This window comes from Streptomyces resistomycificus, from assembly GCF_001514265.1.
Classification (GTDB): Bacteria; Actinomycetota; Actinomycetes; order Streptomycetales; family Streptomycetaceae; genus Streptomyces; species Streptomyces resistomycificus.
Map to the genome: position 1 here is coordinate 1 of NZ_KQ949012.1, position 13,519 is coordinate 13,519.

General features: G+C 69.1%; 12 protein-coding genes and 1 pseudogene. 5 read left to right on the top strand and 8 right to left on the bottom strand.

Annotated elements, in window-relative coordinates:
• Both AQJ84_RS40125 and AQJ84_RS40130 read left to right on the top strand, forming a co-directional pair.
• Nucleotides 1-468: methylmalonyl-CoA mutase family protein (locus AQJ84_RS40125; protein WP_225889293.1), on the top strand; the 468-nt coding region annotated here is incomplete at its 5' end.
• 12 nt (nucleotides 469-480) lie between these two features.
• The gene (locus AQJ84_RS40130; protein WP_051870166.1) at nucleotides 481-951 is read left to right on the top strand and encodes a cobalamin B12-binding domain-containing protein; all 471 of its coding nucleotides are present in this window, start codon (nucleotides 481-483) and stop codon (nucleotides 949-951) included.
• A gap of 12 nt (nucleotides 952-963) precedes the next feature.
• Here the strand turns inward: AQJ84_RS40130 and AQJ84_RS40135 are convergent, their stop codons facing one another.
• Nucleotides 964-1,638: a DUF4097 family beta strand repeat-containing protein gene (locus AQJ84_RS40135; protein ID WP_059198922.1), complete on the bottom strand. Its 675-nt coding sequence runs from the start codon at nucleotides 1,636-1,638 to the stop codon at nucleotides 964-966.
• A gap of 225 nt (nucleotides 1,639-1,863) precedes the next feature.
• Between AQJ84_RS40135 and AQJ84_RS40140 the strand changes: the two genes are divergently transcribed.
• Nucleotides 1,864-2,598 carry a GbsR/MarR family transcriptional regulator gene (locus AQJ84_RS40140; RefSeq protein WP_030045816.1) on the top strand — a complete coding sequence of 245 codons (735 nt, stop codon included), beginning with the start codon at nucleotides 1,864-1,866 and terminating at the stop codon, nucleotides 2,596-2,598.
• Nucleotides 2,599-2,614: 16 nt separating this feature from the next.
• Here the strand turns inward: AQJ84_RS40140 and AQJ84_RS43365 are convergent, their stop codons facing one another.
• Both AQJ84_RS43365 and AQJ84_RS40150 read right to left on the bottom strand, forming a co-directional pair.
• Entirely contained in the window at nucleotides 2,615-5,140 is a 2,526-nt protein-coding gene (locus AQJ84_RS43365; protein ID WP_053190414.1) for a PQQ-binding-like beta-propeller repeat protein, read from the bottom strand.
• Nucleotides 5,141-5,595: 455 nt separating this feature from the next.
• Nucleotides 5,596-5,784 carry an NAD(P)-binding domain-containing protein gene (locus tag AQJ84_RS40150; RefSeq protein WP_030045820.1) on the bottom strand — a complete coding sequence of 63 codons (189 nt, stop codon included), beginning with the start codon at nucleotides 5,782-5,784 and terminating at the stop codon, nucleotides 5,596-5,598.
• Nucleotides 5,785-6,242: 458 nt separating this feature from the next.
• Between AQJ84_RS40150 and AQJ84_RS40155 the strand changes: the two genes are divergently transcribed.
• Nucleotides 6,243-6,827 carry a lamin tail domain-containing protein gene (locus tag AQJ84_RS40155; protein ID WP_225889295.1) on the top strand — a complete coding sequence of 195 codons (585 nt, stop codon included), beginning with the start codon at nucleotides 6,243-6,245 and terminating at the stop codon, nucleotides 6,825-6,827.
• A gap of 146 nt (nucleotides 6,828-6,973) precedes the next feature.
• Here AQJ84_RS40155 and AQJ84_RS41890 read toward each other — a convergent pair.
• Both AQJ84_RS41890 and AQJ84_RS40160 read right to left on the bottom strand, forming a co-directional pair.
• A pseudogene (locus AQJ84_RS41890) lies at nucleotides 6,974-7,147 on the bottom strand (transposase); the annotation flags it as partial.
• 463 nt (nucleotides 7,148-7,610) lie between these two features.
• Nucleotides 7,611-7,922 carry a hypothetical protein gene (locus tag AQJ84_RS40160; RefSeq protein WP_128092412.1) on the bottom strand — a complete coding sequence of 104 codons (312 nt, stop codon included), beginning with the start codon at nucleotides 7,920-7,922 and terminating at the stop codon, nucleotides 7,611-7,613.
• A 212-nt stretch (nucleotides 7,923-8,134) separates the two neighbouring features.
• Between AQJ84_RS40160 and AQJ84_RS40165 the strand changes: the two genes are divergently transcribed.
• Nucleotides 8,135-8,428, top strand: a complete 294-nt coding sequence (locus tag AQJ84_RS40165; protein ID WP_030045823.1) for a hypothetical protein — start codon at nucleotides 8,135-8,137, stop codon at nucleotides 8,426-8,428.
• A gap of 210 nt (nucleotides 8,429-8,638) precedes the next feature.
• Here the strand turns inward: AQJ84_RS40165 and AQJ84_RS40170 are convergent, their stop codons facing one another.
• The 3 genes from AQJ84_RS40170 to AQJ84_RS40180 form a co-directional block, all read right to left on the bottom strand.
• Nucleotides 8,639-9,214 (bottom strand): GNAT family N-acetyltransferase, encoded by a 576-nt coding sequence (locus tag AQJ84_RS40170; RefSeq protein ID WP_051870325.1) that lies wholly within the window; start codon nucleotides 9,212-9,214, stop codon nucleotides 8,639-8,641.
• Between the two features lie 31 nt (nucleotides 9,215-9,245).
• Entirely contained in the window at nucleotides 9,246-10,187 is a 942-nt protein-coding gene (locus tag AQJ84_RS40175; protein ID WP_078632517.1) for a class I SAM-dependent methyltransferase, read from the bottom strand.
• A gap of 462 nt (nucleotides 10,188-10,649) precedes the next feature.
• Nucleotides 10,650-12,167 (bottom strand): restriction endonuclease, encoded by a 1,518-nt coding sequence (locus tag AQJ84_RS40180; RefSeq protein WP_211276888.1) that lies wholly within the window; start codon nucleotides 12,165-12,167, stop codon nucleotides 10,650-10,652.
• Between the last annotated feature and the right edge of the window lie 1,352 nt (nucleotides 12,168-13,519).

Below are 13,519 nucleotides of genomic sequence, written 5' to 3' on the forward strand. Positions count from 1 at the left end.
GCCGGCTCCTACGTCATCGAGAAGATGACCGACGACCTGGAAGCGGAAATCGTGGCGCTCATCGACAAGACGGAGCAGCTCGGCGGATCGGTCCGCGCCATCGAGCAAGGGTTCCAGAAGTCCGAGATCGAGCGGTCCGCCTACCGGATCGCGCTGGAGACCGACTCCGGCGAGCGGGTCGTGGTCGGCGTCAACCGCTACCAGCTCGACAAGGAGGAGCCCTACGAGCCGCTCCGCGTCGACCCGGCCATCGAGGCCCAGCAGGCCGAACGGCTGGCGAAGCTGCGCGCCTGGCGGGAGCAGGTGGACGTCGATGCGGCGCTCGCCGCTCTGAAGAAGGCCGCCGAGGGCGACGACAACGTCCTCTACCCGATGAAGGACGCCCTGTGTGCCCGCGCCACCGTCGGCGAGGTGTGCAACGCGCTGCGCGAGGTGTGGGGCACCTACGTTGCGACGGACGCCTACTGACTGAGGAGTGCCATGCACACTGCCGACACGGGTCTCATCGCCCCCATCCGGGTCGTGGTGGCCAAGCCGGGCCTGGACGGACACGACCGAGGGGCCAAGGTGATCGCCCGGGCGCTGCGGGACGCGGGTGTCGAGGTCATCTACACCGGGCTGCACCAGACTCCGCGCCAGATCGTCGACACCGCGGTGCAGGAGGACGCGGACGGCATCGGGCTGTCCGTCCTGTCCGGGGCCCATCTGACCCTCTTCGCCCAGGTGATGGACCTGCTGCGGGAGCAGGACGCCGCTGACATCACGGTGTTCGGCGGGGGGATCATCCCTGAGGCCGACATCGGCCCGCTGCTCGGACTGGGGGTGGCGGCCCTGTTCACGCCGGGCACCCCGACCCGGGACATCACCGACTGGGTGTGCTCGCATGTCGGCCGTGACGTGACGCCGCCTGCCGTGACCGCGGGCGGGGCGGACGGGGCGAGCGCCCTGTGAAGGGCGCTGTGCTCAGAGGCTGCGGGCGGTGATGTCGCCGTAGGAGGTGGAGGCGTGGATGCTGAGGGCGGCGTCGGCGCCGTCGGTGTTGTTGAGGGTGTTGTTGATGCGGCCGTAGGTGGTGCCGGCGTCGAGGGTGGCGGAGACGCCGCGGGCGGCGCCGACGGACACCTCGCCGGACTCGGTGCGCAGGACGACCGTGCCGCGCACGGCCTCGGCGACACTGATGTCGCCCTTCTGGACGGTGATCTCGCCGGGCCCGCCCAGGCGGCCGACCGAGACGTCGCCGGCGAGCAGGTTCAGGCGGGCGGCGGCGGCCTCGTCGACCTTGACCGAGCCCTGGGCGCCTTCGAAGGTGAGGTCGCCGAGGCGTCCGACGCCGCGGAACTCGCCGGCGGCGGTCTTGGCCTCGACGCGGGAGCCGGCCGGCAGCTGGACGGTCACCTCGATGGACCCGGACGAGGAACCGAGGATCCGGTTCTTGGCCGGCGTGGCCTCGATCCGCAGGACACCGTCGACGTACTCGACCGAGACCTGCTCGGCGGCCTTCACGTCGCGGTTCTTGGCGGCGTCGGCGGGCCGGATCTCGACGGTGGTGTCGGCCCGGTCGGCGGCGATGAACCGGATGTGTCCCGCGGGGATGTCCAGGACGGCAAGGACCGGGGCCGGGGTGTCGAACTTCTGCATGATGCTCTCCTTGGCTGCGCTGTTTCTGATGATGGAAACGCTACGTTGCATTCATAGATATGGCAACAAGCTCGTTGCGCAAAAACAGCATCAGTGCAGGTAGGATCAGGTAATTCATTGCAATGATGCAGAATCTAACGCAACAAGCTCTGCCATACTCGTTGCAATGAAATGGGTGTGAACGCTATGCTGGAGGGGACGCCACGGACCACGAAGGAGACCGCGATGCCGGGAGGCAGACTCACCCAGCAGGAACGCCAGCAGATCGCGCTGGGACTGGCCGACGGCCTCGCCTACGCCGAGATCGCCCGACGTGTCGACCGTCCGACCTCGACGATCACGCGCGAGGTGATGCGCAACGGCGGCCCCACCGCCTACCGCGCCGACCTCGCCCACCGCGCCACCGAACACCGCGCCCACCGCCGCCGGCAGGCAGCCCCCCGCGACTCCAGGACACTCCCGCAGCCCCACGGACGTGACGCCGAAGCGGTGCGCGCCTACGAGGAGGTGTTCACCACCGTCATGATGGCCTCGGGCATGCCCACGATGATGGCCCGGGTCATGGCCAGCCTCACCCTCACCGACACCGGCAGCCTCACCGCGTCCGAACTCGTCCAGCGCCTCCAGGTCAGCCCGGCATCGATCTCCAAAGCGGTCACGTTCCTGGACAGTCAAGGCCTCATCCGCCGCGAGCGCGACGAACGCCGCCGGGAGCGCTACGTCGTCGACGACGACGTCTGGTACCAGTCCATGATGGCCAGCGCCCGCTCCATCGCCCAGCTCGTCGAAACCGCACGCCAAGGCGTCGGCGTCCTCGGCCCCGGCACCCCGGCCGGCGCCCGCCTGGAAAACGTCGCCCGCTTCCTCGACTTCGTCTCCGAAAGCACCGCCCGCGCCGCGGAACAGGCCCGCGAAATCCTGCACACCAAACCCGAACCGGCCTCGGACAGCACTCCCTGACGACTACAGGCCTGGGCTACCGGTGCCGGGCGGTGTGCTGGTCGGTGAGGGTGGTCACGCGGCTGCCGGCCGTGTGGAGGGCTTCGACGGCGCCGCCGCCGGCTGACGCACTCCAACGCCTTGCGCCGGTGGTGCGGTTGAGGGCGTACACCCGTCCGTCCTGTGCGCCGACGTAGACGGTGGCGCCCGAGACGCGGGGTTCGGTGGTGATGTGGCCGCCGGCGGGTGCGGACCACTCACGTGCCCCGGTGGCGGCATCGAAGGCGTAGAGGCGTCCGTCGGCGCCGGCGACGTAGACCTGCGACCGGCCGGGGACGGGGGATGAGGTGCTGCGTCCGGCGGCCGCGGACCAGCGGGTTCCGCCGGTGTCCTGGTCCAGGGCGTAGAGGCGGCCGTTGCCGCTGGTGAGGTAGATCGTCTCGTGCGCGGCCTGCGGCGGCCCCTGCGGCGTGGGGACGGCGCTGGACTGCCAGGCCTCGCGGCCGAAGGAGACGTCGATGCGGTAGACGAAGCCGTGGGCGGTGCACACGGCCGCCGAGCCCGCGTCGATGACCACGGCGGCGTCACAGTCCGCGTCGATGCTCCAGTGCACCGTCCCGGTGCCGCAGTCGACGCCCCGGGTCCCGTCCTCGTCCGACACCAGGCAGATCTGTCCGGCCTGGGCGAGGAACTCCCCGTCCGTCTGCCAGACGACAGCGCCGGTACGCACATTCACCGCCGCCGTCACCTCGTCCATGGACGCAGTGATGAAACTCTGCGGTGCATCGCTGACGCATCCGTAGGTGACGCACATGGCCGGCCGGGCGCGGAAGGCGGACGGGACGATCCCCGGCTGCGAGGCCGTTGGCTGGGGGAGGGGCGCAGGCAGCTGTGTTCTCCAGAAGCTGACGAGGACCACGTCCGGTGCCGTCCGGCTCAGCCGGGGCTGTGACATGCCGAAGAACAACGAACGGCGCTCCTGCTTGAGAGGGGGCAGAAGACCTGCCAGATCCCTGCTCCAGCGCAGTGCCCCGGTGGCGCCGTCGCGGGCCTGGAGGGTGGTGGAGTCGTCGGTGGCGTAGAGGGTGTCGTCGCCGAAGGCCATCGTCCCGCCGGTCGCGCCGGGAGCCGGCTTGCTCCACAGCGTGGTGCCGGTGGTGGTGTCGACGGCCCGTAGGTGCTTGCTGTCCTGCACGAACCGGGTGCTGCCGCTGACCGGGCCGAGGCTCGCGAAGCCGGCCAGAGTGGTGGTCCACCGCACGGACGGAACGGGCTCGCTGCCCTTCACGGAGGGGGAGGGCCCAGGCTTGCCGCCGCCGGCGGAAGATGCCGGCAGAGGCGGCGAGGCAGCGCTCGCGGACAGCCCGATCAGCATGACCGCGGACAGGCCGCTCAGCCATCGCGGCGCAGCCCCCCGCGCCGCGGCTTTGCCGCGAAGCCGCCGGCCGAGACCCGCCGTCCGGCGCGGCGCTGTGCCCGCCTGGAGGGCCGGGGCAAGAACCGTCGCGGCCGTGCCCCGGCCTGGCCGCCTTCGCCACCACGGCGCGCGGACGGACACGGGCCGAGGGCTGCCGTCATCCGCGCCGGCTGTCTCCTTCGCACCGCCGGCACCGGCCCGCACGTCACACTCTGGGGAGATGTCCACGGCGTCCATGCCGTGCGGGCGGACAACCATGTCGTGCGGGCGGACGACCGTCACCGTCCCTTCGACGACATCCGTGCGCCTGGGGTCCTGCTCGAGCGGGTCGGCGATGCCCATCCGCCGGCGGACCCCGGCCAGGCTCTCGCGCTGCGTCTGGCGGCTGTCGTCGACGGTCTCCAGCAGCAACTCGTACTCCCAGTGCTGAGGTTGGCGGCGCGCGTCGGGAGCCGTACGCGCCCGCGTCTCCTCCTGCCCGGCACCGGCGGCCCCCTCCGGGCGGGGGGCGGTGCCCGCGTCCGCCGGCCCCGCCTGCCGCAGTGCCTGCAGTTCGCGCCGGTATCCCTCGGCACGGCGACGGACGTCCACGAGAAGAACCTCAGCCGAGACCTGGTCCCGCAAGGCCAGCTCCAGCCGCTGCTCGGTGCGCGCCAGCACGATGCCGAAGGCTTCCAGGTTCTGTTCCACCGCCGCGACCGAGCGGGCCTGGCGCAGGGCCAGGTCACGCTCGGCTTCCAGTTGGGCGCAGCGGTCCTCCAGCGAGGTGATAGTCGCTTCGAGGACCCGGATGGTGTCCTTGTTGTCCAGCAGCGCCTGCTGGACTTCGATGTGGCCGCGGCGGGCTTCGTCCAGCCGCAGTTGCAGTTCCCGCACCGGCAGCCCTGCACCCTGCGCACCGGCACGGTCCTGCGCGGCCGCTGCCGCCGTGGCGGCACGGTGCAGGGCGCCGCCCCGCTCCAGCTCCACCTCCTGGAGCCGGGGCTCGGTGACCAACGCGGTGACCACGGTGCGCAACAGGCCGAGGGGGATGGGCTTGTGCCCGTTGCGGAACTCTCCCCACGTGGCGCGCTTGTACGTGCCGAACTCGGCGACCAGCTCGTTCAGCGTCCTGTCCGCGGTGATCTCCCGCAGCCACGCAGCCAACGCATCGCCTTCCGGACTCCGGCCCGCAAGCGGCCCGTTACGCCGTCCTCCCCGCACCCTGGTCTGGCCCCCGCCGGGCATGCCCACGCCCCTTCACCGGTGCCCGTCCAGGCACGTCCACCCCGTACAAGCCCGCCCGCCTGCGGCGACACCGCCACCCCGGCGTGGACAACGGAGCTCCCCTCCAGGCTGGTGCTCCACCCTCACACACCCCCGCACCCCCTGGGTTCCCGTGCACATATTGCGCCGCAACCGTCCGATCACGGCCATATCCCGACCGCTTCCGACCACCCCGACCGAACACACAGGCCCCGTCGTCGAGGCCCGGCCACGCCCCCTGGCCCCACGCCGCTGCCCCGCCCCGGCACTCCTGGCCCGGCCGGCGCCGGCACACCCGGCCTGCCACGCGCTGCTCGGGTTGCCCGGCGGGAGCCGCCCTGTGCGTGCCTGCCGGCTCAGGCGCGGGCCAGTACGAAGCCGATGCCCGGGCCGAGGTCCTGGCCGAAGGCGAGCTGGATCAGCAGCTCGACGGCGGGCTCGGTGTAGCGGGCGTTGCTCAGCGGGCCGGCGTCGACGGCGTCGAACCCCAGCTCGGCGGCGAGCTGGAGGACCGTCTTCCTGGTGAGGTCGTCGTCGCCGGCCACGGGCAGCAGGAGGGGGACGCCGCCGATCCGGCCGGTCGCCGGCTTGCTGTGCGCGCGGGGGCGTTGCGGGGGCTTGGTCTCTCCGGCGTCACCACTGTGATCTGCAGCGTGCGCCTGGCAACGCTGTTACGCACTTTCGGGTGAGGACCCCGGAGGTTGCCGGACGGCGGGCCGTGGGGGACGGGTGCGGCGGACCAATGCCTGCAACAGATCTAAATCTGGCGAGTCGTCATGTTGGGTATCTTCTGGACATAAATGGATGATGCAGGTGAGAGTTACAGCAATATGTGTGATTCGTAACAGGGTGTCGCGTATCGCCTTCACATCCCCGGGTGACGGCCAAGGTGTGGATGCGCGGCCAGCCGGCCGCCACCCGCACACCGCACCAACCCTCCGTTCCCGCCCCTCGGGGCGTGATCCAGGAACGGAACCGGTGCCCGCATCTGCAGGGGGCCTTTGTGTCTTCTTCCGCTGTTTCCGCTCGTCGTCTGGCCGCCGCCTCACTCGCGGCCGCCGCCGTGATCGGGGCGGTGGCGCTGCCGGCGTCCGCTGCCGACCACCCCCGCCCAAGCCGTACCGGGGTGGAGATCAGCAGCGTGCAGTACGACTCCCCGGGCCGGGACAACCGCTCCAACCGTTCCTTGAACAAGGAGTGGGTGGAGGTCACCAACACCACCCGCCGCAGCGTGAACCTGGACGGGTGGACACTGTCGGGCCAGGACGGCCGCACCTACACCTTCGACCACTACCGCCTGGACGGCCGTGCCACGGTGCGCATCCACACCGGTGAAGGCCGTGACACGCGCACGGATCTCTTCCAGGACCGCCGCCACCACGTGTGGGACAACCACTCCGGCACCGCCACCCTGCGCAACGACCACGGCCGCTTCATCGACGACGCCTCCTGGGGCAACGACCGCCACCGCCACGGCGACCGCCACCGCCACGGCGACCGCAACGACCACGGCCGCCACCACGGCGACCACGGCGACCGCAACGACCGCGGCCACCGCCACGGCGACCACGGCGGCCGCCACCACTGACCCGCAAGCGAGCCTGCAGGGCAGAGCTGAACAACTCCCCAGCACGCGCACGTAAAGCAACGGCGCGCCCGAGCCATCAAGGCCCGGGCGCGCCGCCGCTTGAGATCAGGCGCGTGGCCACCAGCGCCACCCGCCTAGCGTTTCTGCGGGCCATGCCGCTCGGGCAGGTCCCGCCCGGGCACCCCGGTCCACAACCGCCACAACACCCCGTCGATCACATGCCGGTGACCCCGCCAGGGCCGCCCCCGCCCATCCACCGCCGGGAGCAGCGACGCCATCCACTCCCACCCCGCATCCGCCAACTCACCACGACCAGCCACAAGATCAATGACCAGGGCGCTCTCGGCCGGGATCGCACACAGGACCCGGCACGAAAAGACTCAGCCGGTAGGTGGTCGGGTGCACCAAGCGCCCGCAGAGGGTGTCGATCCGAGTCATCGCCCAGTCAATTCGCTCCGTCCCAGCACGCAGACGACGCAGGTGAGCATGCCACTCCGACTCGTCCTGGGTCTCGAAGATCACCTGCCAACGCCCCGTTCCGGAACCCTCACGCATAGCAGCCTGCTGCCCAGCGCCCCGCTGCTGACGTTTCCTCTTCCGCTGTCCTGGCACCGGCCCAGCATCGCTGGCCAGGCACCACCCCGGCAAGGTCATTGATCCAGGCCACAGGGCTGCCCGGTGGGAATCATCAGTCAGACAGAACCCAGCCCGCACGCCTGCTCGCCATACAGAACGCCCTGCGCAGGAACGCCACCATGCTGCTGGTGCGCGGGCCCGGGACGCTCAGGCGGTCACAAGCGCGTCTTCCGCCACCTTCGCAGTGTTGACCAGGGCGACATTGGATTGGGCAGCACCATTGTCGGCCAGGGTGTTGCCGTCGCTGCTGCCGCGACTGCTGGTCGCCCCATCATTCCCGGCGTTGGCGCCTTGACTCTGGCTACCGATCAGGAGGGCGCCGACATTGTCCCCGACGGTGTTGGCCGACGCGGCGGCGGCAGCGCCCATCAGGGCAGCACCGGCGACGGCCACGGCGCCGAGGACCTGACTGAACAACTTGGTCCTGCACAAGGACGACAGCGGCGCGCGACCGGACACGGGCACCACGAAAAGAGAACGTGCGCCTTCCCGGCCGGGTGCCGCACACCCCTGGCCAACTATTCGGAGGACCAGCCATGACGCCGTGACACAGCTCCGCGACCCGGCCCGGCCCGAAAACGAAGGGCGCTACCCCGTATCACCGTCATCCACCACCTCAAGCAGTTCACCACAAGCCGGTAGACGGCGCGTATCGGGGTACCTGCGTCGCCATGGCACCGGAAACTGATCACGCTGAATCCGTACGAGCCCTGCGGCAGCTGCGCCGGATCCGCTGTTTTTACGCCGGGGGCGCCCTCTTGTGGGCCGTCTCGGCTGCCCTGGTGGGACGGGACGACCCCGGAAGCCGGCAGATGTGGGTGTCGGTGGTCTTCCTGGCGGTCTTCACCGGGTTGTTGTCCGTGACGTCCCTGTGGCTGTGGCGCCGGCAGGCTGCCCATGCGGGCGGCACTGTCCACCATGCCGCTACGCGCAAGACGGCCTGGCGTCGCCAGGCCAACGCCTGAAAGCGCGAGAACCGAAGCCAAGCCGGCGGCTCCCCACACGCTCTGCGCCACCTGGCCGAAGCCACCGTCAGCCACGAGCGCACAAACCGACGACCAAAACAGGGGCGGGTCGCCAACCACCCGGCGACCCGCCCCCAACCGCTTCCGCCACCGCTTCCGCTTTCACCGACGAAACGGCAACCCTAGGCTCGCCCCCCCCACACACACCGCTCAGCGGCCTCGCATGGCCTTCCAGTCGTCCTCAAGAATCGAGTACTGGACGATGTCATGCCACACACCGTCCACGTAGCCGTAGTGCCGCAGCACCCCTTCCCGAACCATGCCCGCCTTCTCAATGGCCCGCTGCGCAGCGACGTTCGAAGGCAGGAATCCCGCCCACACACGGTGCAGTCCGAGCCAATCGAAACTCAGAACACCCAGCAGGAAGCCGATCTCCGTGCTGTGTCCGACGTTCACCTGGTCGGCGCGCAAAGCCAAACCCATCTCCGCGCTCCGATAACCCACACGAACCATCCCCCCCTTCTCCGGCTGCTCCGCGACGATCAGCTTCACCGAACCGATCAGGCGGCCCGTGGCGATCTCGCTGACCCCCAGCCGATAGTGCGTGCGGGGAATCTCCCCGGCGCCCGCCCTGGCCTCCTCGACCAGCGCCACAGCCTCGGAACGCCGAAACGGCGGCATTCCAAACGCACGGGTCGTACGGGAATCGCCGAAGATACCGAACACCCCCTCCACATCGCCGGGCTCAAACTCCCGCAACCGCAGCGTGCTGCCCTCGATGAGCACCGAACGCTGCTGTGGGACTCGCGCCGGCCGTTCATCGACCTGTGCCTGGCGTGACCCCCGCGGCACCCACCGGTGACCTTGCTCCCGCTCGGCGTCCAACCGATCCGTCATCTGCTGACTCCACTTGCTGATGTTCTGTCAGGCCGAAGGACACACACGTGACCCACAATGGCTTTCGCGCACGGGCCACCGGAAGAACGCTGGCCAGCGGCAGGACCCACCCGCACAGCAGACCCCGGCCCCGCGGCACCCGAACCGCCCGCACGCCGGCAATCCCCGGGTGCACCGCTCCCAGCTTCTGACGCAGGGCCGCAGTCATCCCCCAGAGCATCGGCGGCGGCCGGTACCCGGCGGGATACCTCCACCGACCACGCACGGTGCGAGCGGCCATCCAGGCCGGCGGAGTGTCGAAAATCAGCTCCGCACCCGGAAAACGGGCAGCACACCCCGCAACAAGCTGCCGAACCGCATCCAGCGGGAGATACATCAGCATGCCCTGAGCAATGATCAACACCCCTCGCGAGGCGTCGACCTCATCCATCCACCGCTCATCAGTGGCTGAACACGACAGCGTGCGATGGCGCGCCACGTCCGGCAGCAACCGCTGCCGCAACGCCGCAACCTCGGGAAGATCCACCCCGAGCCACCGCACCCTGCCGTTGTCCACACGCCAGAACTGCGTCTCCAGACCCTCCCCCAAGGAGACCACCGTCCCCTCCGGATGGTCCCTGAGAAAGCGGCGAACCTCCCGGTCATAACAGCGCGCCCGCACCGCCATCCCCTGCGCCAAACCCCAGCTGCCGGTGCCGAACCGCCCCTCAAAGGGATAGCCGATGGCATCGACCACCTCGATCGCCTTCGGATCCAACAGCGCCGAACCAGGGTCCCCCGCAGCCAGAGCGCGGTGATACAACGTCCACAGCGTCGTCTCGCAGACGCCAACCAGCTCGACCATCCGCTTCCGTCCGTCCATCCGCTGATGGTCGCTACACCCCCGACTGCCCAGCAAGGAACGTCACTCCTCCGCGCGCATAAATCACTCCTTCAGCTGGGATCCTCAGACCATCCACATCCAGCACACTGATGGCTTCCACACCCCGCTCGCGGAGGGCAGGAGCTGTTGCGCCCACTGCGGGATAGCGTTGCGGCCCCTGGCCGGGGTGGCCGCGCCGCCTGCAGGGCAGCGAGCGCTGCCCCCGGGCGCTTCCACTGAGGGCAGCCCCCTGTCGACGCGAAGTCGGGACAGACAGGCGCTGGTCCAGCGACAGCGGATCGGCGGGATGGATCAAGTCTTCGCGCACTACTGCAGAGTCTGAATCGGGTTGTGGTCTTGAGTAGATAGCCAGTGGGGCAAAAAGGTGTCATGTGACCGCGCATTGCGGCTTCCGTCGAGGAAGACCCGCACGACACCTAGACGGCAGGCTGAAGCCACAGGTCACGGCCGCGCCCTGGGGCAAGAGGCGCGGCAGCCCACGGTGACGGTGCGGCGTCCGTTGGCGGCGGGTGGGGAGACCAGGCCGAGTTGTTCGAGTGCGTCAAGGGCCTTGCGGGTTTGCGGGCGGGTGAGGAAGAAGCGCTCCTGCAGCCAGACCATGGTGGCGCGCTGCTCGGTGATGACCTCGTTCGCGATGTCCTGAAGGCTTTCCGGGCGCAGGCCGGCGCGTTCGGCCTGCCGGGAGACGTCTTCTTCCCGTAGCGCGGCGTGGGCAGGGCAGTGGTCGGTGTGGAGCGGGCGGGAGGCGTTGCGGCGTGGTGTGCGGATCGGGGCAGCGAGGGTGGCGGCTTGCTGCATCAGGTGGTGGGCGGGCAAGTTGTGGGGGCTGGGGGTGCCCTGCAGGTCGTATTGGAACAGAGCGATGCCGTGGCGGGACGCCCAGTCCATGGCCTGCGGCGTGTAGCCGGCCATGGAGAAAAACAGGGCTGCCTTGCTCTGGGCGGCGGCGACGCCGTGCAGTTGCTGCACCGTGGGCCGGCTGGTGGGACTGCCTTCCTTCTTCACCTGTGCCACGGCCTGCTCGGCCAGAACATCGATGCCTTCGTCCGCGCCCACGGCCGTGGCCACTGCATCGGCGAAGCCCAGGTAGCGCATCCAGTCGACGGCGGCCAGTTCAGCGTCCCGGGCGGTGCGGATCAACCGCTCTTCGGGGCGGTCGGCAGCGCCAGCCGTCGGCAGGGCTCTCGCGGCCTTCTCACGGGCCGCGAGAGCGATCCTCAGCTGGGGGTTGCAGGAAAAGGAGAACACCAGAGCGCCGGCCCTCAGATGCCCCCACCCCGCCTCGGGAGCCTTGAAGATGTCCCGGGGTTGAGGCTCGTAGCGGTAGGACAGGCCCTGGTCCGCAATCGCGGCACCGCGGTCGGTGAGGATCAACAGCGCGGGGCGCCTGCGCTCACCCTCTGACTGTGCGATGCACAGCAGACGCTCATCGACGGCGATGTGACGCCGAGCCAGCCGCTCGGCTTCCGCCCGAAGACGCGGATCATTCGCAAGGTGCACCCTCGACAAACACCACGCGATGGCTTCCTGCTGCGAAGTACCCCGCACGGGGAGCTCCTTCAGCAGCCCATCCACCGCCCTCTGCAGCACACCAGCGGCCTCTTCCCCGCGACGCGCCTGCTCCGCGGCGGCCGCATCACGCTGCTCCTGTACGGATCGTGCTGCGCCGTCGGCCCTCTCCTGTACGTGCTCCGCGAGGGCGAGTTCGTTGCGGGCGGCATGGCGCCGACCCGCCGGGGTGATGCCGAGCATCCACAGCGTCACTGTGCCCACAACGAACACGACCGCCCCGGCCACCCACATAGCGGGGGAGACGAACACGCCGACGAGCAGCACGAGCAGCCCGATGAACATCACGCAGCCGACAGCAGCCGAGGCCGTCTCGATGCGATCGTCTCCAGGCAGCCAGGGAGCGCGCTTCGCAAGGGCGCCGACGTTTGCGGGCGCAGCTGCTGCCAAGACCGGCGACCGGCCCGTGGCCGTCCGGCCCCCTCCCTTACAGGTCGTTCCCTCGTGCCAGTGCGGGCCGACGATGCTCCCGTCCACCGGCACCCAACCCTCACACACCGGGCACCTGCCACGTTTCACCAGCATCCCCCAGCCCCCACCCCGACCTGTGCCCAGAAGCGCAACAGTAATAGTTCTGGCCGAACAGGCCTGCACCCGTAACTCCTGACGTACGGTCACAAGCCCAGCCCGAGCACTCTCGCCGGCTTCAGCCGGCTGAGGCGCTCGCCCGCTTCCCCGTCAACCCCCTGCTGGCTCGATAGAGTGACGAAGATCGGTTGTGTGCGCGGCCGTCTGTGACGGCTTGAGCTTCAGGAGATGTGCGAGCAGACCGGCTCCGGTGAGGCTCTGGACGTCACGGACGGCCTGCGGGTTGCTGAGCACTTCGGCCTTTTAGTAGCGGGAGCGGCGACGCGGCCGATCATCGCGACTTCGTGCACTGCGGTGATCTGGCGTTCGGCGAGACGGAACTGCTCGGCGTGCTAGGCCAGTTGGATCCAACAAGCCGGTGGAGCGTTGCATGCGGCGCTGTACGCGGAGACTGCTCGTGATAGGCGCGCAGGTTGAAGCGCACCCAGGGCAGGGCGTTGCGATCGGGGGAGTAGACGGGACCTCCCACCTCCCGGCAGCACCTTGTAGTACTCCCAGATGTTTCCGGGAAGGCCGAACCATTCTTCGATCGAGGAGAACTCCGGGGCCAGCACGCCTCCCCGGGTGATCAGGAAGGTCTGCAGACTGTGTGGCATGCGACAGTTGCCGTCCAGGGGTGGATCTTCACCAGGTTCAGGTGGGCCATCGCAGCGCGTACCAGGGGTCCGCATCGAGGTCGCCCTGGTTTCAGTCAGAGGACCAGCTCGCCCATCAGGTGCGGGATGTCCTCTTCGTGGGGGATTTCGTTTTCGGTGGCGTGCGGATCCCGGCCGCGGTGATGAAGGTGGGCTTCTGTCGTCATCGGTCGGCGGGGCGGTGGGGGTGGTGATGGCCCTTCAGCGTCCAGTGAAGGGTATTGAGCAGACCCTTGGAGTACTCGAAGTGGAAATAAGAGGAGATCAAATTGCGGTTATAGAAATGGAATTGAAAATACTTGAATTCATGGAGAGAGGTGTTCAGGAATCGGTAGAGAGCAAGAGGATTAACCCGCCATCAGGCGGATAAGCACCACCTCTTAGGTGCGCTTTTGGAATTCGCGGAGCGAATTCCTTGGACGAATTGCGGAGCAATTTGGCTGATCGTCACGGAGTGACGATCCATCAATTTCCTTGCGGAGCAAGGAAATTGGCCGCCGCGTAGCGGCGGCGCGTCGT